We start from the raw sequence: 22895 nt of genomic DNA on the forward strand, positions 1-22895 counted from the left end.
TGATCTTATTATTAGTTATTTACAATGTACGGAGGTTTCACCATTGAAAAAGAGGAATCAAGGGGTTCGTGATATTATTTATATTCATATAAATGAACGTGAACACTATACAATTACTTATGGTATTGAGTTTGCCCAGTTTGCCCAGTCGTTGTTTGCCACGCTAAATAATCTTCTATTGCTGAAGCACCGCTATGAAGATGGGGATTTTAATATGCATACCTTGCATGAGTTTGTGCCAAAAGAAAAATTAAAAAAGCTAATGGAAGAAGATGTCTATGTATATGGAGATTTTTGCTGGATTGATTTTGAAGAAGAAGAAGCATTAAATGAACTGCCAAGTCAATCCATAGCTGAGCTGCTGTACCTTGGTCATTTGAAAGAACATTTAAAGCTCCCTTTTTATAATCATCTAAGCAATCGTTATGTCTACCTGGCACATGATGATGGTTGGTATAATAAAACATATTACCGCGATTTCAGTGATTTTTATTCCTTACTAGGTGAAGTCATTCCTGAAAAAATGGGGCAGATTAAGGTTGAAAAGTCATTGCTTGGGATAAAGAAGAAACGGTCTTATCCATCAATTTCAAGTGATATCCTTCGTCTTTTGAAACCGCTGATGAGAGAAGGCGCTCTTATTTCCATTAAGGATATTGAACAAAATCGTACAAGAATAGAAATACCAGTATGGACGATCGGTGACTTTTCAAACATGGACGACATGTACGAGGAATATGAAAACATTGTAAAAGAACCTTGTGAAGCCAAGCTGGTTTTTGATAAAAAATCACGTGAATGGAAAGTTTACGGCCGATAATGAAGAAGAATTGCCCGTTTAGCTCATGTTTAAGCCGCTAAAATCTATTATATTCGCCGTTGTCTTGACTTTATTGGACAAAATCATAAATTTATTCGTCAATACAAAAAAATATCGTGTATAATCGAAATTAGCGGAAAATTTTATACATATGTAAAGATAGGTGTCTTTCAATGTTTAAAGACTTAAAAGGGAAGTTGGTGTAATTCCAACGCGGTCCCGCCACTGTAAATGGGAGCATACTGCAATGGCCACTGTACGAGGATGTATGGGAAGGAGCAGTAAAGCAATGACCATGAGCCAGGAGACCTGCCTGATCTTTTTGCGCCACAGCCTACGAGGATAGGGGGTGTTTGACAGGTTTCATACCTCTTTTGAAGATATGCCTATTCAAACATCTCCATATCAATTGTGGAGATGTTTTTTCAATTAGGAGGAAAGATAGAATGAAGAAGCTTTATTCATTATTATTTGCACTTTTGCTGGCAGTTGGTTTCTTAGCTGGGTGCGGAGGAAGTTTGGATAATCAAAAGGAAAATGAAAATGTATCAGGTGAGGAAACACAAGCTCCAAAGGAAGAACCAGCATTTCCAGTCACCATCAAAGATGCGCTTGATAATGAGGTTGTCATACAAGAGAAGCCAGAAAGAATTGTATCATTGATTCCAAGCAATACAGAGATCACTTTCGGATTAGGATTAGGAGACCTAGTTGTTGGAGTGAACGATTACGATAATTATCCTGAAGAAGTAAATGAAATTGAAAAGATTGGCAGCATGGAATTTAATGTAGAGAAAATCATTTCTTTAAAACCAAATCTTGTCCTTGCGCATGCATCTGGTGCACATAATTCTGCAGAGGGCCTCCAGCAGCTTAGAGATGCTGGAATTACGGTACTAGTAGTGAATGATGCGAAAAACTTCGATGAAGTGTATCAATCCATTGAAATGATTGGTGCAGCAAACGGCGTAAAGGATAAGGCAGAAGCACTTGTTGCTGACATGAAAGAAAAACTTGAAGAAATAAAGGCAAAAGCACAGGAAATAAAAACAGAGGATCAGAAAACTGTTTTTGTTGAAGTAGCACCTGCTCCAGAAATTTTTACACCTGGTAAAAATACGTTCATGGACGTCATGCTGCAGACCATTAATGCGAAGAACATTGTAACGGAAGATGGCTGGATTCCAATGGACCCAGAAGCAATTATTGAAAGAAACCCGGATGTAATCATCACAACTCACGGATATTATACAGAAGATCCAGTTGGAAATGTAACAAGCAGAGATGGCTGGCAGGATATCACCGCTGTGAAGAATAAGGAAGTCGTGGATGTAGATTCTGATATGGTTACCCGCACAGGCCCAAGGCTTGTTGAAGGAGTAGAGGAACTTGCAAAAGCTGTTTACCCTGAAGTATTTAAATAATAAGTTCGTTGCCTACTTGATTGCAGCAGCATTTCTAATCATTGCGATGCTGTTTGGGATATCAATAGGAACAGTCTCTGTTCCGGTGATAGACATTATTAAAATTATTGGTGCAGAAATTTTTCGTATCGCACCAAATGAAAATATAGATCCGATGTATTCGAATATTGTTTTAAATATTCGTCTGCCAAGGGTTATTTTAGCAGGCTTAGTTGGGGCGTCTCTTGCAATTGCGGGAGCCGCCTTTCAAGGTTTATTAAGGAATCCTCTTGCTGATCCTTATACATTGGGTGTTTCCTCTGGAGCATCAGTTGGCGCGGTATTGACATTATTCTTTAGTATTTCCATTCCAGTTGCAGGCATGTTTACTCTGCCGTTATTCAGTATTCTCTTTGCATTTATTACTATTTTTTTGGTGTTATTTTTTGCCCGCCAAATTGACCGATCGATGAAAGTAGAAACAATCATTCTAACCGGTATTATATTTAGTTCCTTTTTAGGGTCGCTTATTTCGCTTATGATTGCGCTTACGGGTGAGGAATTAAGACAAATTATTGGCTGGCTGCTAGGCAGTGTTTCAATGAGAGGCTGGGCGTATATTAAAATTATCTTTCCTTTCTTTATCATTGGTTCGCTTCTTTTGCTTATAAACAGCAGGGAATTGAATGCGATGTCTTTTGGGGAAGAAAGAGCACAGCATATTGGGGTAAATGTCCAAAAAAGAAAAATGACGATATTAATTGCGGGCTCTATTTTAACAGGGGCTGCCGTTGCGGTTTCAGGAACCATTGGGTTTGTTGGACTTGTTATTCCGCATTTAACAAGGCTGTTATGGGGACCGGACCATAGGCATTTATTGCCGCTCTCCATTTTAGCAGGTGGAGGCTTTCTCATTCTGGCCGATCTTGTGGCCCGTACCATTATTTCTCCTACTGAATTGCCAATTGGTGTCATTACAGCACTTATTGGTGCACCTGTATTTGGGCTTATATTGATGAATAGAAGAAAGGAAAGAAGAGGGTAGATGATGCTAAGTGTACAGCAATTAACAGGCGGATATTCAGTTGATTCAGTCTTGAAAAATGTCTCCTTTGAATTGGAACAGGGCGAATTGTTCGGAATTTTAGGACCTAATGGCAGCGGGAAAACAACTTTGCTTAAAATGCTCAGCGGGATACTTCCTTTTTCCGAAGGAACAATTCTTTTAAAAGGAATCCCGATTAAGGAGTATACGGCAAAGGAATTAGCGAAGGTAGTTGCTGTTCTGCCTCAGCATACATCCCAGAGCTTTTCTTATACAGTTAAGGAAACGGTTTCGCTTGGCAGGTATGCACATCAGAAAGGCTGGTTTCAAACATGGTCTGCGGATGATGAAAGAATCGTTAGGCAGGTAATGGAACAAACGGGTGTCGCTCATTTTGAAGATCATCCTATTCATGAGTTATCAGGCGGCGAAAGGCAGCGGGTTTTTCTTGCTCAGGCACTTGCTCAGGAACCGGAAATTTTGCTTCTTGATGAACCAACGAATCACCTTGATCTTTCCTTTCAGAAAGAATTACTTGATTTGCTGAAGGAATGGACGAAGGTGAAAGGACTAACCGTCATTTCTATCTTTCATGATTTAAATTTAGCAGGATTATATTGTGATCGGCTGCTGCTATTAGAAAATGGTGAAATTAATATTAACCATACTCCAAATGAAGTCCTCCGTGAAGAACGAATTAGGAAGGTTTATCGAACGAAGATACAGAAACAGCCTCATCCGAAAGTACCTGCACCGCAAATGGTGCTGCTCCCAGAAGAACTTTCTGAGGAAAAAGGAAGCTTTACAATTGATGAATCCTTATTAGAAGTATCCAAAGAATATATTGCACTTAAGTGTCCGATTCCGCTTCGAACGATGTCTTCTGGCGTTGTCGGATCTGGAACAGGATGGCATCAGTTTTTTGTGAATAGGCATGTGGATAAGGATTATGATTGCAGTGATCATCGAAGAGAAATGGTCAATTATTTAAAATCTTATCACTTTGAACCTGGGGAAACAGTTGGGATGATGACAGCCGTTTATCCTGAGGATGTGAGCCATCAACTCTATCAGGCGGATGATTTTTCTGCCTTTATTGTTGTGACAGCAGGAGTAGGAAATGCTATTGATGCAGCAAGAAGCGAGGAGCATACCTTTAATAAGACACCAGGAACAATCAATACCTGGGTATTTGTTAATGGAGAATTAACAGAAGAAGCCTTCATTCAAAGCATTATGACTGCTACTGAAGCGAAGGTGAAAGCGATGCATGATCTAGAAGTTATGGATGCAGTAACAGGAACCGTTGCTACAGGAACCTCAACGGATAGTATATTAATTGCGGCCACTCAAAAGGGGCAAAGACAAGACTATGCCGGAACGATTACACCGCTAGGAAAATTAATTGGAAAAGGCGTCTATGAATGCACAATGATGGCCATCCAAAAGTCTAGAAAAAGGAAAAAGAAATGATTACTTTTCATCTATTTGCTATTACATTTGCCTGTATACTAGATCGGATAATTGGAGATCCAGAGAATTGGCCGCACCCTGTTCGCTGGATCGGTTCTTTGATTTATAAACTAGAGAAAAGCTGGAATAAGGGAACCTCACGAAGAGCGAAAGGAATTGGGATGCTGCTAACGGTTTTGCTTATTGTAGGTGGAATTTCCTTTCTAATCGTTCGTTTATTTTTTTGGATTCATCCCCTTGCTGGAATAGTGGCAGAAGGAATTTTGATCTCTACTGCTATTGCCCAGAAAAGCTTAAAAAAGGCCGCTCTTTCTGTATATGCTCCTTTAGAAAAGGGAGATATAGAAGAGGCTAGGCAGAAGCTATCATACATTGTTGGAAGAGATACAGATAAACTTGAAGAGCCTGAAATCGTCAGAGGAGCAATTGAAACGGTTGCTGAAAATACAAGTGATGGGATTACAGCACCTTTATTCTGGGCACTGATTGGCGGAGCGCCTTTAGCGCTGATGTACCGGGCAATTAATACATGTGATTCCATTGTTGGTTATCGAAATGAAAAGTATCAAGAATTTGGCTGGGCTTCGGCTCGCTTAGATGATGCTGTGAATTGGATTCCAAGCAGAATTACTTCTATCTGTATGCTTGTCAGCAGTCAGCCCGAATATATGAATGTCAGAGAGGCATGGAAAATTGTCTGGCGTGATGCAAAAAAGCATCCAAGTCCGAATAGTGGCTGGGGAGAAGCGGCTGTTGCGGCAATCCTAGGAATTCAGCTAGGTGGCATTAATTATTATAAAGGCATCGTCTCTAACCGGGCAAAAATGGGGGATCCTCTTATTCATTTAGAGAAGAGTCACATACTTAAAGCGAATACAATTGTTGCACGTACGGTTCCTATTTTTCTATTACTTTTATGGCTGGGAGGGATGCTCATTGAAATGGCCTGCACACGGGGCTAACCCGCATTATTTATTTGAAGCATTACGAATACCGATGCCTGACCAAAAGATAGACTTCAGTGCGAATATTAATCCTCTTGGACCGCCAAGGATTTTAAAGGAGAAATGGGATCAGCTTTATGATGTAGTAAGTGATTATCCTGACCCTAAGGGCTATCAATTAAAGAAGAAGCTTGCTATAAAAGAAGATATTCGAGAAAGTCAAATATTGATTGGCAATGGCGGTGCCGAGATTATCTCGCTAATTGGCAGAATGCTGGCAGGGAAAAGAGTCGTTATTGTTCAGCCTGCATTTTCGGAATATGAGGAAGCATGCCGGATCAATGGCTGTACAATCGATTACCACCAATTGGAACCTGACAACTGGGAGTGGCAGGAAGGAATAGCTTCTAAACTGAAAAAGGCGGATGCGCTGTTTTTTTGCAATCCAAGTAATCCAACTGGTGTTTTTTATCCCAAAATACTGGTGCTTGAATTAATCAAAGCATGTGAGAAAAATGATTGTCTATTGATTGTAGATGAAGCCTTTTATGATTTTCTTATTGATTATGAATCTATCGTTCCATACATAAATAACTTTCCTACCCTTCTTATTATTCGATCGATGACAAAAATGTTTGCGATTCCCGGCTTACGCCTTGGCTATTTAATGGCAGCTCCATCAGTAATTGAGGAGCTGTCGGCTTTTCAGCCTCAGTGGAGCATGAATGCGCTGGCGCTAATGGCTGGTGAATGGTGTCTTGAAAGTGAATCGCATATGATTGAAACAAGAGGCATGATCAAACAAGAGCGTGAGCGTCTTTTTGGATTTTATAAAGAAAAGGGAATTCAATTTTCTCCTTCTCAAGTTAATTTCTACTTACTTAAGGACCCGGTTTTAAAGGACCAGCTGCCGTTGTTTCAGTTTTTAATTGAGAGAGGCATTATTCCTAGACATACAATGAACTTTCCAGGTCTTAGAGGCGAGTGGCTAAGGTTTGCAATCAAAGGTTCTAAAGATAATAGCCGTTTGATGGAGGCGATTAAAGAATGGTCAAGCAGTCATCTTTAATTTTTATAAGCGGGGGCGTTCGGAGTGGAAAAAGCAGTTTTGCAGAGCGGCTTGCTGCTAATATCGTGAATCAAACAGAGGGAAGTCTTCATTATATTGCCGCAGGCCAATCGAGTGATCCCGAGATGGAGATGAGAATTGCCCGCCATCAAAAAGATCGAACTAAGAGCGGGCTAAATTGGAAGACATGGGAACAGCCAAGGGATTTAAAGCGGCTTTCTAGAGTCTTTACTTCTAATGATGTTGTCCTCCTTGATTGTTTAACGACGTTACTAAATAATGAATTTTTCACTAAGGAAGACCTATGGAAGGAATCCTTCTTTCAAGAGCAGATAATGTGTTCGATTATTGAGGGAGTTGGGGAAATTGCGAAGAGCTGTCGTGCTCTAATTATAGTAAGTAATGAAGTTCTTAATGAAATGATCAATAATAATGAGCTTGTTTTTACATATGGCAGAATGCTTGGCAGTCTCCACCAGCAAATAGTTACTATTGCAAAAGAGGCTTATCTTGTGGAAGCAGGCATTCCGGTACGAATGAAAGGGGTGGACGGACATGAAGGGAGTCATGATTCAAGGAACTGCATCGGATGTTGGGAAAAGCCTGATAGCGACAGCGGTTTGCAGGGCTTTTGCCAATGAAGGGATTCGAGTTGCACCATTTAAATCACAAAATATGTCCAATAACTCCTATGTTACCCTTGATGGGAAGGAAATTGGGCGGGCCCAGGGGATTCAAGCCGAGGCGGCAAAGATAAAAGCGACCGTATGGATGAATCCCATTTTGTTAAAGCCGAGATCGGATCAGCAATCTGAGGTTGTATTATTCGGAAGAACGACTGAAACATTTTCTGGAAGAGGATATCGCGATTTATTCTATGAAAAAGGACTGAAGGCGATTCAAACCGCCCTTCACCACTTAAGTCAGGAATTCGACGTTGTTGTTATGGAAGGTGCAGGGAGCCCGGTAGAGATTAATTTAAAAGAAAAAGAGCTTGTGAATATGAAGGTTGCACAGATGGCTGATATTCCTGTGATTTTAGTAGCGGATATTGATAGGGGAGGCGTCTTTGCCAGCATTGTTGGAACGTTAGAGCTCTTAACTGAAGAGGAAAGAGCAAGAGTAAAAGGCATTGTTATTAATAAGTTTCGCGGTGACCTTTCGCTATTCGAGGATGGAGTGCAGTGGCTCGAGGAAAGAACAGGAATCCCCGTCCTTGGAGTAGTCCCTCATATCGATAATCATATGATTGATGGAGAAGATTCTCTATCGATGCCAGCCTCTTCGGGAAATCGGGGGAAGAATTTCCTTGATATTGTAGTCCTTAAGCCGCCATATATTTCAAATTATAGTGATATTGAGCCCTTTTACTATGAAGATGATGTTTCCATTCGTTGGATCAGCCATCTTGACGAAATTGGTCAGCCAGATGCGGTTATATTGCCAGGGACAAAAAGCACCATACGCGATTTGCGGTTTTTTAAGAAGGCAGGACTTAATGAGTGGCTCCACACATTTGAAAGCGGAGGCGGGCATATTGTTGGTATATGCGGCGGGTATCAAATGCTTGGACAGTTATTGGTAGATCATGAGGGCTCTGATACTGGAGTTGCTGGTTTAATGGAAGAGGGTTTAGGTCTAATCCCAGCAACAACAACTTTTTTAAGAGAAAAGGTTACGGTCAGAGCGGAGGGAACCTTGCATCCGCGAACAGGCATTCAGCAGCAGATCCAAGGCTATGAAATACACTTAGGTGAAACGAAGCTTAGTGAAGGGGAGGAAAATCGTTTTCTCCTATTAAACAATGGCAATGAAGAAGGATATTATGGGAATGATGGCAAAATCATCGGTACGTATTTGCATCACCTTTTTCATAATGATGAATGGAGAAATAAATGGCTGAATGGACTGCGGTATGCAAAGGGGATCCCATTAAAGGAAACTGTTTATATTAGTAAGCTAAAGGATCAAAAATATGATGAGCTGGCCGCCCACTTAGTGGCGCATCTTAATTGGGAAAAGCTGAAGGAAATAATATTCAGCTGGAGAACTGAAAATGAAATGGCTTAAAGGATTATTAATTAATTTTCAGTTTTTCACCTCCATTCCTGTTCCAGTCGAACTGCCAATGGATAAGGATCATCTTGAAAAAGCAATTAAGACCTTTCCGCTGCTAGGTTTGATACAAGGTGGCATTTATGCGTCGCTGTTTTACGCGATTCTTCATTGGACTCCGTTTTCTGTGTTAACTGCAGCGCTGGTTCTCTGGCTTGCAGGAATCATTATCACAGGGGGAATTCATCTGGACGGCTGGATGGATACAAGCGATGCCTTTTTTTCATATAGAGACCGGGAGAAAAGGCTAGAAATTATGAAGGACCCGCGAACAGGCGCATTTGGTGTCCTTTCTGTTATTGTTTTGCTCACCGCCAAATTTTTCTTTATGTATGAAATCACGCAGAAGGCTCTTCCGGCTACGTATCTTTTTATTGCAGCGATCCCTTTTTTTAGCAAAATGGTGATGGGTGTTTTACTTTTAAAGGTAAAAGCAGCGAAAAAAGAAGGGTTAGGTACTTTGTTTAAAAATGCATCGAATAAAAGAACACTTGTCATTTATCCGATTTATGTCATTCTTCTTCTTGCGGCAGCGGGTATATTATTTAATCATCTTTTATTCGGAATGATTGTTTTCACAGTCGTATCCATACTGTTCCTGCTTATTCTTTCTAGGAAAATTATCAGCTGGTTTGGCGGTATGACAGGGGATGTGCTTGGTGCGAGTGTAGAAGGGATGGAGCTTGTGCTATGGATGATACTGTGGCTATTGCATTATTTCGCCATGGGCTGACGGAAGCAAATAAGCGTCATGCCTATCTTGGATGGACGGACTCACCGCTTTGTTCAATAGAAAAAGAGAAACTGGTTTGCCGTACAGAAAACTATGAGCTTTTGTTTTCAAGTGATTTGGACAGATGTCTTATAACGGCAGATATCCTGTTCCCAAGCTGCCATCCAGAACGTTTATCCGAACTAAGAGAGATGCATTTTGGGGAATGGGAAGGAAAAACCTATGCTGATTTAAAGGGTGATTTCTTTTATCAGAAGTGGGTAGATGCACCGTTTACAGTTAAACCACCTAAAGGAGAGTCCTTTTCAGAATTTTCCCAGAGAGTGGAAAGCGGTTGGGAAAAGATAGTTGACAGAATAATGGAAGAGAATATTCATAGGGCTGCAGTTATGACACATGGCGGGGTTATTCGTTATTTTTTAACAAAGCATGCGCCTTATGTGAAGGACTTTTGGGATTGGAATATTCCACACGGCATAGGATACGAGCTGATTTGGACGCGGGATGGATTAAGGAGAGGTGAGCGATGCATTTTGTTACAGGAGGTGCCTTTAACGGCAAGTCCAAATGGGTGAAGGAACACTACAAGCTGAACGCTGCTCCTCATTTATGGTTTTCCGCCTATCAAGGCAATCCTGTTCCAGAGAATAGAGAAAACTGGCTGGATTTTGTGATCCTTGAGGGGATTGAAAAATGGGTTCAGGAATGGAATGGTCAACTAGCCATTCATGAGATAAGGGGAAAATGGCGAATACTATTGCAAAGTTGGATTCAATGGGAGAAAGAAGAGGAGCATAGAAAATTAATTTTAATTGGAACGGATATCTCAAAAGGAATTGTGCCGATGCTTGCCGAAGAACGTAACTGGCGGGATGTAACTGGATGGGTCTACCAAGATATAGCAGAAACGGCAGAAGAGGTTGACTTAATCTGGTATGGGATCTGCCAAAAAATCAAATAAAAGGGGATGGGATGAATGAAAATTTATACACGAACTGGGGATAAAGGAAAAACAAGCATTATTGGCGGACGAGTAGACAAGGATGATATTCGGGTAGAAGCGTATGGGACAGTTGATGAAGCAAACTGCTTTGTCGGGCAAGCTATGACACAATTAGATCCAGCGATTTTTCAAGACGTTTTGGAAGACTTGGAGAAAATTCAGCATGAGCTTTTTGATTGCGGCGGGGATTTAGCGAATGTTACAAAAAATCGTGAGCTAAAGTTAACGATGGAAGCGGTGGAGTATTTAGAGAAAAGAATTGATGCTTTCACTGAAGAGGCTCCTAAGATAGAAAGGTTTATTTTGCCGGGCGGGACTCCTGCATCTGCATCCATTCATATTGCAAGAACTGTTACAAGAAGAGCGGAAAGATTAGTTGTTTCCCTAATGAAGGCAGATCCTGAGGTTTCTGAAATATCATTAAAGTTCATCAATCGCTTATCAGATTACTTCTTTGCTTTAGCACGAGTGATTAACTTCCGTTTGAATCAAAAAGATGTCGAGTACATCCGCAGCGCAAAGGTTTTTCGTGAGGGGAAGCGTAAGGAGGATAAATAAATGAAATCAAAGAAAATGGCTTTGATCAGCCTGCTCGTTGCGCTGACTGCTATTGGGGCAGCCCTAAAGATTCCAGCAATCATTGGCAGTGTGGCGTTAGATGCCTTCCCGGCTTTGCTGGCTGCTGCTCTTTTAGGAAGTCCAGCTGGAGCTATTGTCGGCGGGATGGGGCATTTGCTGTCTGCGCTTCTAGGCGGCATGCCGCTTGGTCCGTTGCATTTTGTAGTAGCCGTTGAAATGGCGTTCTTAGCTTTCGTCTTTTCACTCTTTTATCGAAATAGGAAAAGGTGGAAGGCGGGAATTCTCTTTATTTTAGGAAATACATTTGCTGCGCCATTACCATTTTTATTTTTAATGGGGAAAGCCTTTTATTTATCTATTGTGCCGTCTCTTTTTATTGGCTCTGTTTTAAACACAATTATCGCCTTACTTATTGTTCCACGGCTATCTCCCATTGTAGAGTTAGTGATTTCTAAGGAACGGGCAAGCCAATGAGGGACGTCCTTCGTATCCCTTTTAACAGTGAAGAATCTATTGTCATTGCGAGTGATAATAGCGGAGCAATCGGTCTGAAATCGGGAGATGCTGTAAAGGTCCCTTATGAAATGGTTTCCTATTACTCTTTTCGAGTGGCAGTTATGGAATGTATGGCCGCAGGAGCGGAACCGTTTGCTGTTACATTGCAGAACTTTTGCGGGGATGAGGCATGGCAGGCATTGATAGATGGAATTAGGAAGGGTCTTGCTGAACTTGAACTGGATGGAGTTTCTATTACCGGAAGCACAGAGAGTAATTTTTCCTTGAGCCAGTCAGCAATTGGGATTACAGTTCTCGGGAAAACGAGGGAGAATATGTATGAGCCTGTGTACTCGGATCAAACGATGCTGGCTGTAATCGGTGTTCCATTAGTAGGAAATGAGTTAGTAGAAAGGGAAGAGGAAGCCGCTCCATTGTCGTTGTTTAAGAAAATTTGTTCGCTGACAGATGTTGTTACCATGCCAGTTGGATCGAGGGGGATTTTATCAGAATTGAACGGTTTATTTTTAAATAAAGTATTTACTGAGCCTGAGATTCATACGAGCTTGAATCTGCTTAAGTCCTCTGGTCCATCAACTTGTTTTATCGCAGCTTATCCTGAGGGGAAAAAGGATGAAGTGATGGCTCTAGCGGGGCGTTATTTTTACGAGTTAAGGGGTTAAAATGCTACATTTATATATCATTAGACATGGTGAAACAGAATGGAATACAGAAAAAAGAATGCAAGGGCGTCTCGATTCGGATTTGACGGAGAAGGGCAGAAATGATGCACAGTTATTGGGTGAGAGGCTGAAGGATACCGTTTTCGAGCGGATTATTTCCTCTCCTAGTCAGCGTACGCTCGATACAGCTAAGCATATTTGCGGAAAAAGGGATATTCCAATAGAAACCGACGAGCGCTTAATGGAAATTGCTCTAGGCGCTTGGCAGGGGAAAACTGAGGATGAAATCAAGGAACTATTTCCTTCTCAGTACGATTTATATTGGAATCAACCTCATATGTATGAAAATGCTGAAGGTGAGAGATTTATAGACGTAATGGATCGGGTTGCTAGCTTTTTAGAGGAATTAATCGACACAACTCCTTTAGGAAATGTGCTTGTTGTTACACATGGGGTTGTTCTTAAAACACTCTACCTGCTCTGCCGAAATGCGTCGATTGATCAGCTCTGGGATCCGCCTTTTATACATGGCACAAGCCTTACGATTGTTAAACTTCATAATGGAGAGAAAGAGCTCGTACTGGAAGGATGCATGGCTCATTGCTGTTAGGCTCGCTCGTAATTGAAGCGGGTCTTTTTTTATAAAAGTTGTTGGTGAACGTAAATGGTGGAGAAAGGAAGTTACGGTTGCCAATAGGGTTGATTGGTGCCCGAAAAAGAAGGAAAAGGAAAGTTACAGTAGCCAATAGGGTCGATTGGTGCCCGAGTAAGCAGGAAAAGGAAAGCGACGGTCGCCAATAGAGTTGATAGGCGACCGAGAAAGCAGGAAATGAGAAGTTATGGTAACCAATAGAGCAGATTGGTGCCTTTAAAAAGCAGAAAAGAGAAAAAGCAGTCACCAATGGAAAGAAGCTTGTTTCCTGCAAGAATGTAGAATTGTCTCGTATTTGAAAAAACCATATCTTAACAGCTTTGCTCTTCCCATTCTTCTCTTAAAATCCCCATTCGAATGGAATCGTAGTATTCCCCATTATACAGACGGCATTTTCTCAGGCGAGCTTCAAGCTTCATCCCAATTTTTTCAGCAGCGCGCATCATCCTTTTGTTGCCCGACCATGTCGTGATCCCAACTCTTACTAGTGGAAGCGAAGCAAAGAGGTGCTCAACCCAGAGGGATAGGGCGTCCGTTCCATAGCCGCCATTCCAATACTGCGGATCATAGATAACAATTCCCGCTTCCAGCCAATTGGACTCACGATGCTCCCAATAGTAGCTTACTGTTCCAATCAATTTCCCATTGGCTTCTATGGCCATTCTTGGTGCAGGGGCATTGTCTGGAATCTTGATAAAATCTTTTTGGAAATCTTCATATTCTTTAAAAACAAGAGGAAAATAGGGTGCATCCCATTTTTTCCATTCTGGATTTTCTGTTCCATAAATATAATCCCATAGCGGTTTTAAATCATTTTCCAAAATAGGACGTATAGTTACTGTTCTTCCTGTAAGTATTTTTGTCATATTATCTCTCCTATCTGTACACTATTGTATCAATCTGTATTTGAATGTTTCAAATATTTGCATTAAAATGGCAGAAAACTAGTAACGTGATTACAAATGTACAATCTTTTAACAGATAATTAGCAACCGTATAAGAGGACCTCCTATATGGATACTTGATAACGAACAACAGAATGAGCTCCTTGGTACCCCAATGGATTTTGGCTATATACAGTGGAAGCTAGCAAAGGCAGTTGAGGATATTAAAGCAGCTGGTTTTTCAATAATAGAAAAAGAAGAGGCATATCCGCTTACAAGGTTTTATGATGTAGGAGCAATCTGTTACTACTTAAAAGCTATACCCTGGCAGATTGATGATTTTTCAATTCATAAGTATGAAACATAGCTTTACAATATCCATAAGATAATTGAAGAAAAAGGATATATTGAGGTAAGGTCGGACCGTTTTATTATTAAGGCAGTAAAAAATAATTAATAAGAATCGTGGTTGAGTGTAAAATCTAAAAGTTTTACACTCCTTTTTTGTGGAAAATATCTAAAAAAATCTTAGTACCAAACAAACGTTCTTGTGGTAAAATAGGAAACATCCAAAGATTAGGAGGACTCCTTTATGCACTCAATAAAGAAAGTAAATTTACAGTTGTATAAATCTGAATACTTCGAATCGTTAAGCCGATTTGAATTACCTGAAGAACAAGAACAATTTACTGCATTACCCATTCATTCACTAGAAATGACTCATGAGCGGCACCCAATTGTCATTTTAAACAATCATGAGCCAGTTGGATTTTTTGTACTCCATTCAAGTGACCGAGTAAAAGAGTATTCTGATAACCCGAATGCCATGTTATTAACGGCATTTTCCATTAATCACTCTCACCAGGGAAAAGGATTTGCGAAAAAAGGAATGGAGCAAATAAAGGATTTTGTCAATCAGAAATTTCCGTCGTGTGATGAGATTGTATTAGCAGTGAATAAAAGGAACTTGGCTGCCCAGAAACTTTATGAGAAAGTCGGTTATAAAGACACTGGCCGCCGGAAAATGGGGAAGATTGGAGAACAATTCATATTTAGTTTCCCGGTTAGAAGCGATTTTGACTTTAAGATGAATATTAAAGGCTTAAATCACTTTTTATTTTCGGTTTCAAATTTGGAGAATTCGATCGATTTTTATCAAAATGTTTTTGATGCAAAGCTTTTAGTAAAAGGGAGAAGTACGGCGTATTTTGATTTGAATGGGATGTGGCTTGCGCTGAATGAAGAAAGGGATATCCCTCGCAATGATATTAGCCATTCCTATACACATATCGCCTTTTCAATTGAGGAAGATGACTTTGAGAAAGTATACGAGAAATTAAATCGATTACATGTACATATCCTTACAGGCCGAGAAAGAGATGTAAAAGATAAAAAATCAATTTATTTTACGGATCCGGACGGTCATAAATTTGAATTCCATACAGGTACTTTAGAAGATAGACTGACGTATTATCAGCAAGAAAAAAAGCACATGGAGTTTTTCGATTAAAAACGGTCTTAACAAAGCATAAATTGACAGGAAGTAATGCAGTACGGTTGTTATTATTTCATTAAGGAGTGAGCGATATGGGTTGGGTTGAATCGTTGCAGAAGGCTATTAACTATATGGAAGAACGCATATTAGAGGATCTATCAATGGAAAGTATTGCGAAGCAGGCAAACACTTCTGAATTTCACTTTCAGAGAACTTTCGCGATTTTAACAGATGTCTCTGTTGGTGAATACCTTCGGCGAAGACGATTATCGTTAGCAGCTCAAGAATTATCCAATACGGATCACAAAATCATTGACCTGGCATACAAGTATGGCTATGACACTCCTGAGGCTTTTTCAAAGGCATTTCGCAGGCAGCACGGGATTACACCAAGTGAGGCAAGAAAGAACATTGGAAAGCTAAATTGCTATAACCGCCTGGTCATCCAGGTGAATCTGAAAGGAGCGGAACCGATGAGGTACAAAATTGTGGAAAGAGACAGTTTTCAAGTAGCAGGTATTAAAAGAGAGTTTTCATTAAAAAATGAGGAAAATCTAAAGGGAATCCCTAAAATGTGGGATGAAGTAAATGGGGATGGAACGGTTGGCAAATTAGCAGAGTTAAATAATGGGGAAATTAAAGGGATTCTAGGGGTCTGTGTAGATAAGAGGTTAACACAGTCCGAACCATCCATTGATTACTGGGTTGCTACAGAACATATAGGAGATGCATCCGAGGATTTTCTAACTCTAGAAATCCCAGCATCGAAATGGGGCGTATTCGAGGTGCATGGACCTATGCCAGGTGCAATGCCAAAAGTATGGAAGCAAATTTTCTCAGAATGGTTCCCTTCCAATCAATATGAACATGCGGGAACGCCTGAATTGGAAGTTTATTCAGATGAAGATCCTTCAAGCCCAGATTTATATTCTGAGATTTGGATCCCTTTAAAATAATCACTAAGAGGAGCTGCGTATAAAATATGCAGCTCTTTTTTTCTGCAAAAAAAGGGTTTGCACGAGATGAAGAGAATGTATGAAGATAGTTTATTAAAAGGGAGTGATTGAGATGAAAGGGAAAATTTTAAGAGTAGGAACAACCTATATTCCAGTCCGAAATATCGAGCGATCATCCAGCTGGTATATCAGTAAATTAGGGGCTGAGCTTAGCTATAAAGACGAGGATAAAGCCATTCTTAATTTTGCTAATCAAAGTTTTTTTCTAGTGCGAGCAAAAGAAAATGAAACGGCTAATTTCTATGATTATCAGGGCCAGGAACGTTTTTCACTTACGTTCGAAGTCAATGGATTATCTGCTTTAGAGGAATTACATAGGGAGTTTCTTAAAAGCCAAATAAAAGTTGGAGATATAGAAGATAGGGGCCATGCAGGAAAAAACTTTGTATTTAGTGACTTAGATGGTAATCTATTCGATGTTTGGAGCGAGTTAAGTCCTGAGTTTAAGGGGAAATTTCACATTTAATCATTCAATATTTTATTAGGAATAGGAATTTCTAATTCATTTGAATAGTAATGCTTAACTTGCAAATAATACTCCAGTAAGGTTTATTACCAATGGAGGGAGTACGGCACTATGCAAGTAAGAGATGTTATGAGCACGAACGTTCAAAGTTGTTCTAACCAAGATAATTTAAGCATGGTTGCTTCTAAAATGCAGGCATTAAACATTGGATCACTGCCAGTAGTAGAAAACAACCAAGTGGTAGGAATGGTCACTGACAGGGATATGGTTGTCAGAGGATTAACAAATGGGGCTCCAAATGATTCGATTCAAAGTGTAATGACAAATAACGTCATAACTGTTTCATCTTCTTCATCTTTAGAGGAAGCAGCACAATTAATGTCTCAGCACCAGGTTCGGCGCTTGCCTGTTGTAGATAATGGAAATTTAGTTGGGATGGTATCTCTCGGAGATCTAGCGATTCGTGAACAAGCTGATCAAAAAGCTGGTCAAGCACTTACGCAAATTTCAAAAAGTGATTTATCCTAGGGACACGTTTAAGTGTCTCTTTTTTATTTTAAAAGTCTTTATATAGTATTTAAGAGAAAAACGGAGGAATTTGAAAAAATGCAAGGGAGTAAACGTTTTCATTGAGTCTTGTCATTCTTCGCAAATATGTTATGATTCTATATGTTTTTATCGGCCCCGACTTTGATGCGAGTTCAAAGTCATTTTTTTTTTGGAAAAAGATTAAGAATGAGGTGTTTATTTGAAAGTACTAACAACTAAAGAACAATGGTTAGGCAATATTAGAGGAGATATACTTGCTGGAATAGTGGTCGCATTAGCGCTTATTCCAGAAGCCATTGCATTTTCTATCATTGCTGGAGTAGACCCAATGGTAGGATTGTATGCCTCTTTCTGCATAGCGGTAACGATTTCCGTTGTAGGCGGCAGGCCTGGAATGATTTCTGCAGCAACTGGAGCAATGGCACTACTAATGGTTACATTAGTTGCTGATCATGGGATGCAATATTTATTTGCTGCCACGATTTTGACCGGTCTTCTGCAAATTTTATTTGGTGTGTTGAAATTGGCTCGTTTTATGAAATTTATCCCGCGATCCGTTATGATTGGTTTCGTTAATGCATTAGCTATTTTAATTTTTATGGCGCAGCTTGAACAATTTGTTGATGCAACATGGGTTATGTATGCAATGGTAGCTGGAGCTTTAGCGATCATTTATATTTTCCCAAGAATAACGAAGGCAGTTCCATCACCATTAGTTGCGATTATAGTTATTACTATTATTGCTATTATGACAAAAAGTGATGTGAAAACTGTAGGGGATATGGGCACTTTAACATCTGCTCTCCCATCTTTTTTCTTCCCGGATGTTCCGTTAAATTTAGAAACGTTGAAAATTATCTTCCCATATTCACTAGCTCTTTCCATTGTAGGTTTATTGGAGTCATTATTAACTGCATCTATTGTAGACGATATGACAGATACAGCTAGTGATAAAAATCGTGAAAGCCGTGGTCAAGGAGTGGCAAATATTGTTGCCGGATTATTTGGAGGAATGGCTGGCTGTGCTATGATTGGTCAATCCGTAATCAATGTAAAATCTGGTGGAAGAGGTAGGCTTTCTGCTCTTGTTGCTGGAACCTTTTTGATGTTTTTGATCTTAGCACTTGGAAACATCGTTGTTCAGATTCCGATGGCTGCCCTAGTTGGTGTGATGATTATGGTTTCAATTGGGACTTTTGATTGGGCTTCAATTAAAGGATTAGCTAAAACGCCTGTCACAGACTCCATAGTCATGATCACGACAACGGTAACGACTGTGTTCACTCATGATCTTTCAAAAGGGGTATTTGCAGGGATTATTTTAAGTGCCATCTTCTTTGTCGCAAAAATCTCTAAGGTTCAGGTAATCTCAAAAATAGAAGGTAATAAGAAAGTATATGCGGTTAAAGGGCAAGTGTTTTTTGCTTCAGTTGATGAACTTGTTACGGCTTTCGATTATAACGGAGATGTAAATGAAGTAGATATAGATTTCACCCACGCGCATATTTGGGATGACTCAGGGGTTGCAGCGATTGATAAAATTGTATTAAAGCTGAGGGTTCATGGGGTATCTGTTCAATTATCTGGGTTAAATAAACCTAGTTCGAATTTAATTGATCGATTAGCCGTTCATCCTAAGGCTGGAGCGAAGTTTTAGGTCAATAGAAATCACGGTCATTAAGTGATTTTTTTCAATAAAATTGGACATTTCTTCAACGTTTAGAACATAAATTGGATATTGGTAAATAGATCAAAATGGTTCATTTTTTTAGTAAAACATGATATATTGTTTATCGCGGTTAAAATGATAAAAAATTAATCAATATATAAATAACCTTTCTTTGAGTTTTCGGTTTAATGGATCTTAGTTATGTTCATACGGTAATGCAAAGAATAGGGGAAGGTGTAAAAATGAATAAACAGTTTCAAAAAGATCAAAATATATTAAATAAATATGTGGTCTTTTTCTTTTTAGCAGTTGTTCTTCTATGGATGAAAACATTTATTGTTCAATCCACACAGTTTGACTTAGGAATTGAAAGTTCCTTGCAACAGTTTCTATTATTCTTAAATCCATTAGGGTCCTCTTTATTATTTTTGGGACTAGCTTTCTTTTTTAAAGGAAGGAAAAAGTATATTTTCTTGCTGATAATTGATTTTCTATTATCATTTCTTTTATTTGCCAATGTATTGTTTTACCGATTCTTTAATGACTTTATTACATTGCCGACTTTAACGCAGACACAAAATTTTGGCGATGTAAGTGGAAGCATCAGCTCTCTTTTAAAACCGTATGATTTCTTATTCTTTATTGATATCATTCTTTTGATAGGCTTGCTTTCTTTTAAATTTGTGAAGATTGAAGTGAAAGATATTGGCCGCCGGAAGGTAGCTGCTATATTATCACTTGCTTTAGGGATTTCAAGTTTAAACCTTGCTATAGCAGAGGCAGACCGTCCTCAGCTATTAACAAGAGGATTTGACCGAAACTACATTGTTAAATATTTGGGAATGTATAACTACACAATTTATGATGCGGTTCAAAGCACGAAAGCATCTGCCCAAAGGGTTATGGCAGATAGCAATGACATTACAGAAGTCGTTAACTTTACTCAATCGAATTATGCTAAGCCAAATCCGGCATATTTTGCTAAGGGCGAAGGAATGAATGTTATCTATTTGCATCTTGAATCCATTCAGAACTTCCTGATTAATTACAAGCTGAATGGGGAAGAGGTAACACCGTTTCTAAATTCATTGACAAGTGAAGGAAACACGCTTTACTTTGATAACTTCTTCCATCAAACTGGACAAGGCAAAACGGCCGATGCAGAATTTATGCTGGAAAATTCATTGCATGGATTGCCTTCAGGCTCAGCATTTACAACAAAAGGATTAAATACGTTCCAGGCTGCACCAGCTATTCTAGGTCAGCAAGGCTATACGTCCGCAGTATTTCACGGGAATTCAGGAAGCTTCTGGAACCGTAATGAAATTTATAAATCATTTGGCTTTAACAAATTTTTTGATTCAAGCTATTATGATATGAAGCCGGAAGATTTAGCGGATTATGGGTTAATGGATAAGCCGTTCTTTGAGCAATCCATTCCACTATTGGAATCATTGCCACAGCCGTTCTATACAAAATTTATTACAGTAACACATCATTATCCATATCCAATTAAAGATGAAGATGCGACAATTGCCCCGCATACAACTGGTGATAAATCAGTTGACCGCTACTTCCAGACAGCTCGTTATGCTGATGAAGCCTTAAAGCAATTTTTTGACTACCTAAAGGAATCCGGGTTATATGATAATTCGATTATTATCATGTATGGTGACCATTATGGAATTTCAGAAAATCATAATAAAGCAATGGAAAAAGTGCTAGGTAAAGAAATTACGTCTTTTGAGAGCACTGGTTTACAACGAGTGCCGTTATTTATCCGAGTGCCTGGCGTGCAAGGTGGAGTGAACCATGAGTATGGCGGACAAATGGACATACTCCCAACCCTTCTTCACTTGCTGGGAATAGAAACAAAGGATTATGTACAGTTCGGAACAGATCTATTATCTGAACAGCATGATGATCTAGTTCCTTTCCGAAATGGCAACTTTGTAAGCTCAACGATTACTGCTATTGATGGCAAATTCTATGATTCAAAGACTGGTTTGCTAGTAGAAGAAGACAGATTACCTGAAGCAGAAAAATTGCAGGAAAGTGCGAGTCATAAATTATCTCTTTCTGATAGGGTTGTCAATGGGGATCTATTGCGTTTCTATACGCCTGAAGGGTTTACTCCAGTTGACCGCTCGCAATATAAATATAATGAATCTGAAGTGGTTGAATCTGAAGAATAGCAACATTAAAAGGCTGCCTGTGAAATCAGGCAGCTTTTTTTAAAATTGCATACGTATGAAGCGATAGATTAAGTGAATAAAAAGTAAAATAGAAATCATACGAAGAAAAGTTTCCTTTCTTAATAGTGATTCATACATATATAAATATGGGCGGAGACAGTCGGGAAAAAATTCCTCAATAAACATATATGAATCACTCCCTTTCTTAATTAAGTAAGTGGTAAAATAGGTAGGTGCAATTCCAAATGGAGGTTTGTTTAAATGATGAAAACAAAAATTGGTCTTTTATATGGCGGTAAATCCGCAGAACATGATGTTTCGATGCAGACGGCAATGGCTGTAATAAAAGCATTAGATCTAGAGAAATTTGAAATTCATCCAATATATATTTCAACAAGCGGGGAATGGATTAAAGGTCAGCAATTATTGAGACCTGTGACAAATATAAAAGAATTGGCATTTTCTAACACGGAAGCATTGCCACAAGCAGCTTTAGCACCTGACTTATTTCAAGCATCCGAACAGAGCGGTCCTTTTGATGTGATTTTTCCATTATTACATGGACCAAATGGAGAGGATGGTACAGTACAGGGATTATTAGAGCTTATGAACCTTCCTTATGTAGGCAATGGAGTTCTTGCTTCCTCAGCAGGCATGGATAAAGTTATTATGAAAAACGTTTTTGCACAGGCTGGTCTTCCACAGGTGAAGTATACATGGTTTATCCGCAGCGAATGGGAAAATGCGAAGGATGATGCCTACAATAAAGTAGAAAATGAGCTTGGCTATCCTTGTTTCGTTAAACCAGCGAATCTTGGCTCAAGTGTTGGTATAAGTAAATGTTCAAACCGTTCAGAGCTTGAGCGAGCATTTAAAGAGGCCTTTCAATTTGATCGAAAAATTATCATTGAAGAAGGTGTCACTGCACGAGAAATCGAGGCGGGGGTACTTGGAAATGATTATCCGGAATGCTCGGTCGCTGGTGAGATTGTTCCAAAGAAGGAATTTTATGATTATAAGGCAAAATACGAAGATGGCAATACAGCATTAATTATCCCAGCTGAAATTACGGAGACGGAATATAATGAACTGAAGGAAATGGCAATCAAAGCCTTTAAAGAACTTGACTGTTCAGGGCTTGTAAGAGCTGATTTCTTCCTGACAAGAGAAGGCAAATGGTATATTAACGAGATTAATACCATGCCTGGTTTTACACCATTTAGCATGTTTCCGTTACTCTGGAAGCATACTGGGGTAGAATATCCGCAGCTGATTGAAAAACTAGTCAATCTTGCAAAAGAAAGACATGCAGAAAAGCAAAATATTAAACATACGATGGAATAAAGAAAAGCGGAGGCGGCTTGATCATCGCCGTACAGACTGGAAGGGCCGCGACTGAGATATAGGAGACACAATGAGCGAAAGCGAATGGATGTCGACTTATCGTAGGGAGGGGACCTGAAATTTGATAGGCGATAGGCGCCGGAGCTAGACAAATCGAAAAGCGGAGGGGGCTTGCCCAGGGGAGACAAGCATAAGACAGATCGGCAGGAAGGTTGTACTTTAACCTTCAAGACGAGATGGCTTATGACCTCGAGCCCCTAGCC

The 22895-nt window shown here is 39.6% G+C and carries 24 protein-coding genes, 1 pseudogene and 1 riboswitch; of the genes and pseudogenes, 24 read left to right on the forward strand and 1 reads right to left on the reverse strand.

All coding sequences use genetic code 11. The features are described from left to right. The first annotated feature begins 43 nt into the window (after positions 1–43). The 15 genes from AN957_RS02435 to AN957_RS02505 all read left to right on the forward strand — a co-directional run bounded on the left by AN957_RS02435 (position 44) and on the right by AN957_RS02505 (position 12972). Positions 44–820, forward strand: a complete 777-nt coding sequence (locus AN957_RS02435) for a hypothetical protein (protein WP_053477894.1) — start codon at positions 44–46, stop codon at positions 818–820. 144 nt (positions 821–964) lie between these two features. Further along, a riboswitch (cobalamin riboswitch) is annotated at positions 965–1151 on the forward strand. A 115-nt stretch (positions 1152–1266) separates the two neighbouring features. After that, positions 1267–2244, forward strand: a complete 978-nt coding sequence (locus tag AN957_RS02440; RefSeq protein ID WP_053477893.1) for an ABC transporter substrate-binding protein — start codon at positions 1267–1269, stop codon at positions 2242–2244. A gap of 46 nt (positions 2245–2290) precedes the next feature. Beyond that, entirely contained in the window at positions 2291–3268 is a 978-nt protein-coding gene (locus AN957_RS02445) for a FecCD family ABC transporter permease (protein ID WP_379998234.1), read from the forward strand. A 3-nt stretch (positions 3269–3271) separates the two neighbouring features. Then, on the forward strand, positions 3272–4741 hold the full coding sequence (locus tag AN957_RS02450) for an adenosylcobinamide amidohydrolase (protein ID WP_056687027.1): 1470 nt from the start codon (positions 3272–3274) through the stop codon (positions 4739–4741). Beyond that, positions 4738–5703 carry an adenosylcobinamide-phosphate synthase CbiB gene (gene cbiB / locus AN957_RS02455; RefSeq protein WP_053477891.1) on the forward strand — a complete coding sequence of 322 codons (966 nt, stop codon included), beginning with the start codon at positions 4738–4740 and terminating at the stop codon, positions 5701–5703. Before AN957_RS02450 ends, cbiB begins: the two co-directional genes overlap by 4 nt. Beyond that, positions 5678–6754 carry a threonine-phosphate decarboxylase CobD gene (gene cobD / locus AN957_RS02460; RefSeq protein ID WP_053477890.1) on the forward strand — a complete coding sequence of 359 codons (1077 nt, stop codon included), beginning with the start codon at positions 5678–5680 and terminating at the stop codon, positions 6752–6754. The genes cbiB and cobD overlap by 26 nt, the downstream gene beginning before the upstream one ends. Continuing rightward, complete coding sequence (locus AN957_RS02465; protein WP_053477889.1) at positions 6733–7395, forward strand: bifunctional adenosylcobinamide kinase/adenosylcobinamide-phosphate guanylyltransferase; 663 nt, start codon at positions 6733–6735, stop codon at positions 7393–7395. The genes cobD and AN957_RS02465 overlap by 22 nt, the downstream gene beginning before the upstream one ends. Next, entirely contained in the window at positions 7310–8824 is a 1515-nt protein-coding gene (locus AN957_RS02470) for a cobyric acid synthase (RefSeq protein WP_053477888.1), read from the forward strand. Before AN957_RS02465 ends, AN957_RS02470 begins: the two co-directional genes overlap by 86 nt. After that, positions 8811–9602, forward strand: coding sequence for an adenosylcobinamide-GDP ribazoletransferase (gene cobS / locus AN957_RS02475; protein ID WP_053477887.1), 792 nt, complete (start codon positions 8811–8813; stop codon positions 9600–9602). The genes AN957_RS02470 and cobS overlap by 14 nt, the downstream gene beginning before the upstream one ends. Continuing rightward, a complete protein-coding gene (locus AN957_RS02480) occupies positions 9560–10177 on the forward strand; it encodes a histidine phosphatase family protein (protein WP_053477886.1) in 618 nt (205 codons plus the stop codon). Before cobS ends, AN957_RS02480 begins: the two co-directional genes overlap by 43 nt. After that, positions 10129–10563, forward strand: coding sequence for a bifunctional adenosylcobinamide kinase/adenosylcobinamide-phosphate guanylyltransferase (locus AN957_RS02485; protein WP_056682010.1), 435 nt, complete (start codon positions 10129–10131; stop codon positions 10561–10563). Before AN957_RS02480 ends, AN957_RS02485 begins: the two co-directional genes overlap by 49 nt. Before the next feature lie 15 nt (positions 10564–10578). Then, positions 10579–11163 carry a cob(I)yrinic acid a,c-diamide adenosyltransferase gene (locus tag AN957_RS02490; protein WP_053477884.1) on the forward strand — a complete coding sequence of 195 codons (585 nt, stop codon included), beginning with the start codon at positions 10579–10581 and terminating at the stop codon, positions 11161–11163. Next, positions 11164–11658, forward strand: coding sequence for an ECF transporter S component (locus AN957_RS02495; RefSeq protein ID WP_053477883.1), 495 nt, complete (start codon positions 11164–11166; stop codon positions 11656–11658). After that, positions 11655–12362, forward strand: coding sequence for an AIR synthase family protein (locus AN957_RS02500; RefSeq protein WP_053477882.1), 708 nt, complete (start codon positions 11655–11657; stop codon positions 12360–12362). The genes AN957_RS02495 and AN957_RS02500 overlap by 4 nt, the downstream gene beginning before the upstream one ends. 1 nt (position 12363) lies before the next feature. Then, complete coding sequence (locus AN957_RS02505) at positions 12364–12972, forward strand: histidine phosphatase family protein (protein WP_053477881.1); 609 nt, start codon at positions 12364–12366, stop codon at positions 12970–12972. Positions 12973–13325: 353 nt separating this feature from the next. On the opposite strand, the gene AN957_RS02510 is transcribed toward AN957_RS02505, so the two are convergent. Next, a complete protein-coding gene (locus tag AN957_RS02510) occupies positions 13326–13880 on the reverse strand; it encodes a GNAT family N-acetyltransferase (protein ID WP_053477880.1) in 555 nt (184 codons plus the stop codon). 193 nt (positions 13881–14073) lie between these two features. On the opposite strand from AN957_RS02510, the gene AN957_RS02515 reads away from it, so the two are divergent. From AN957_RS02515 to AN957_RS02550, 9 genes and pseudogenes are all read left to right on the forward strand, one after another. Continuing rightward, complete coding sequence (locus AN957_RS02515; protein WP_053477879.1) at positions 14074–14265, forward strand: hypothetical protein; 192 nt, start codon at positions 14074–14076, stop codon at positions 14263–14265. 225 nt (positions 14266–14490) lie between these two features. Beyond that, positions 14491–14910: pseudogene (locus tag AN957_RS28725) on the forward strand (GNAT family N-acetyltransferase); the annotation flags it as partial. Between the two features lie 75 nt (positions 14911–14985). Next, on the forward strand, positions 14986–15408 hold the full coding sequence (fosM, locus tag AN957_RS28340) for a FosM family fosfomycin resistance protein (RefSeq protein ID WP_053477950.1): 423 nt from the start codon (positions 14986–14988) through the stop codon (positions 15406–15408). A gap of 77 nt (positions 15409–15485) precedes the next feature. Next, positions 15486–16349, forward strand: coding sequence for an AraC family transcriptional regulator (locus tag AN957_RS02525; protein WP_053477878.1), 864 nt, complete (start codon positions 15486–15488; stop codon positions 16347–16349). Between the two features lie 112 nt (positions 16350–16461). Next, positions 16462–16875: a VOC family protein gene (locus AN957_RS02530; RefSeq protein ID WP_056682013.1), complete on the forward strand. Its 414-nt coding sequence runs from the start codon at positions 16462–16464 to the stop codon at positions 16873–16875. Between the two features lie 111 nt (positions 16876–16986). Next, the gene (locus tag AN957_RS02535) at positions 16987–17403 is read left to right on the forward strand and encodes a CBS domain-containing protein (RefSeq protein WP_053477876.1); all 417 of its coding nucleotides are present in this window, start codon (positions 16987–16989) and stop codon (positions 17401–17403) included. A 220-nt stretch (positions 17404–17623) separates the two neighbouring features. After that, entirely contained in the window at positions 17624–19081 is a 1458-nt protein-coding gene (locus AN957_RS02540) for a SulP family inorganic anion transporter (protein WP_056682016.1), read from the forward strand. Between the two features lie 254 nt (positions 19082–19335). Then, positions 19336–21288 (forward strand): lipoteichoic acid synthase, encoded by a 1953-nt coding sequence (ltaS, locus tag AN957_RS02545; protein WP_053477874.1) that lies wholly within the window; start codon positions 19336–19338, stop codon positions 21286–21288. A 264-nt stretch (positions 21289–21552) separates the two neighbouring features. Next, positions 21553–22632: a D-alanine--D-alanine ligase gene (locus AN957_RS02550; RefSeq protein WP_053477949.1), complete on the forward strand. Its 1080-nt coding sequence runs from the start codon at positions 21553–21555 to the stop codon at positions 22630–22632. The last annotated feature ends 263 nt before the right edge of the window (positions 22633–22895 follow it).

This window comes from Cytobacillus solani (genome assembly GCF_001420595.1).
In the GTDB taxonomy this organism is placed as follows: domain Bacteria; phylum Bacillota; class Bacilli; order Bacillales; family Cytobacillaceae; genus Cytobacillus; species Cytobacillus solani.

Bases quoted from the DNA above. Each gene is read 5' to 3' on its own strand.
- AN957_RS02440 (WP_053477893.1), top strand. From the start codon at position 1,267: ATGAAGAAGCTTTATTCATTATTATTTGCACTTTTGCTGGCAGTTGGT.
- AN957_RS02445 (WP_379998234.1), top strand. From the start codon at position 2,291: ATGCTGTTTGGGATATCAATAGGAACAGTCTCTGTTCCGGTGATAGAC.
- AN957_RS02450 (WP_056687027.1), top strand. From the start codon at position 3,272: ATGCTAAGTGTACAGCAATTAACAGGCGGATATTCAGTTGATTCAGTC.
- cbiB (WP_053477891.1), top strand. From the start codon at position 4,738: ATGATTACTTTTCATCTATTTGCTATTACATTTGCCTGTATACTAGAT.
- AN957_RS02465 (WP_053477889.1), top strand. From the start codon at position 6,733: ATGGTCAAGCAGTCATCTTTAATTTTTATAAGCGGGGGCGTTCGGAGT.
- AN957_RS02470 (WP_053477888.1), top strand. From the start codon at position 7,310: ATGAAGGGAGTCATGATTCAAGGAACTGCATCGGATGTTGGGAAAAGC.
- cobS (WP_053477887.1), top strand. From the start codon at position 8,811: ATGAAATGGCTTAAAGGATTATTAATTAATTTTCAGTTTTTCACCTCC.
- AN957_RS02480 (WP_053477886.1), top strand. From the start codon at position 9,560: ATGGATGATACTGTGGCTATTGCATTATTTCGCCATGGGCTGACGGAA.
- AN957_RS02485 (WP_056682010.1), top strand. From the start codon at position 10,129: ATGCATTTTGTTACAGGAGGTGCCTTTAACGGCAAGTCCAAATGGGTG.
- AN957_RS02490 (WP_053477884.1), top strand. From the start codon at position 10,579: ATGAAAATTTATACACGAACTGGGGATAAAGGAAAAACAAGCATTATT.
- AN957_RS02495 (WP_053477883.1), top strand. From the start codon at position 11,164: ATGAAATCAAAGAAAATGGCTTTGATCAGCCTGCTCGTTGCGCTGACT.
- AN957_RS02500 (WP_053477882.1), top strand. From the start codon at position 11,655: ATGAGGGACGTCCTTCGTATCCCTTTTAACAGTGAAGAATCTATTGTC.
- AN957_RS02505 (WP_053477881.1), top strand. From the start codon at position 12,364: ATGCTACATTTATATATCATTAGACATGGTGAAACAGAATGGAATACA.
- AN957_RS02510 (WP_053477880.1), bottom strand. From the start codon at position 13,880: ATGACAAAAATACTTACAGGAAGAACAGTAACTATACGTCCTATTTTG.
- AN957_RS02515 (WP_053477879.1), top strand. From the start codon at position 14,074: ATGGATTTTGGCTATATACAGTGGAAGCTAGCAAAGGCAGTTGAGGAT.
- fosM (WP_053477950.1), top strand. From the start codon at position 14,986: ATGAATATTAAAGGCTTAAATCACTTTTTATTTTCGGTTTCAAATTTG.
- AN957_RS02525 (WP_053477878.1), top strand. From the start codon at position 15,486: ATGGGTTGGGTTGAATCGTTGCAGAAGGCTATTAACTATATGGAAGAA.
- AN957_RS02530 (WP_056682013.1), top strand. From the start codon at position 16,462: ATGAAAGGGAAAATTTTAAGAGTAGGAACAACCTATATTCCAGTCCGA.
- AN957_RS02535 (WP_053477876.1), top strand. From the start codon at position 16,987: ATGCAAGTAAGAGATGTTATGAGCACGAACGTTCAAAGTTGTTCTAAC.
- ltaS (WP_053477874.1), top strand. From the start codon at position 19,336: ATGAATAAACAGTTTCAAAAAGATCAAAATATATTAAATAAATATGTG.
- AN957_RS02550 (WP_053477949.1), top strand. From the start codon at position 21,553: ATGAAAACAAAAATTGGTCTTTTATATGGCGGTAAATCCGCAGAACAT.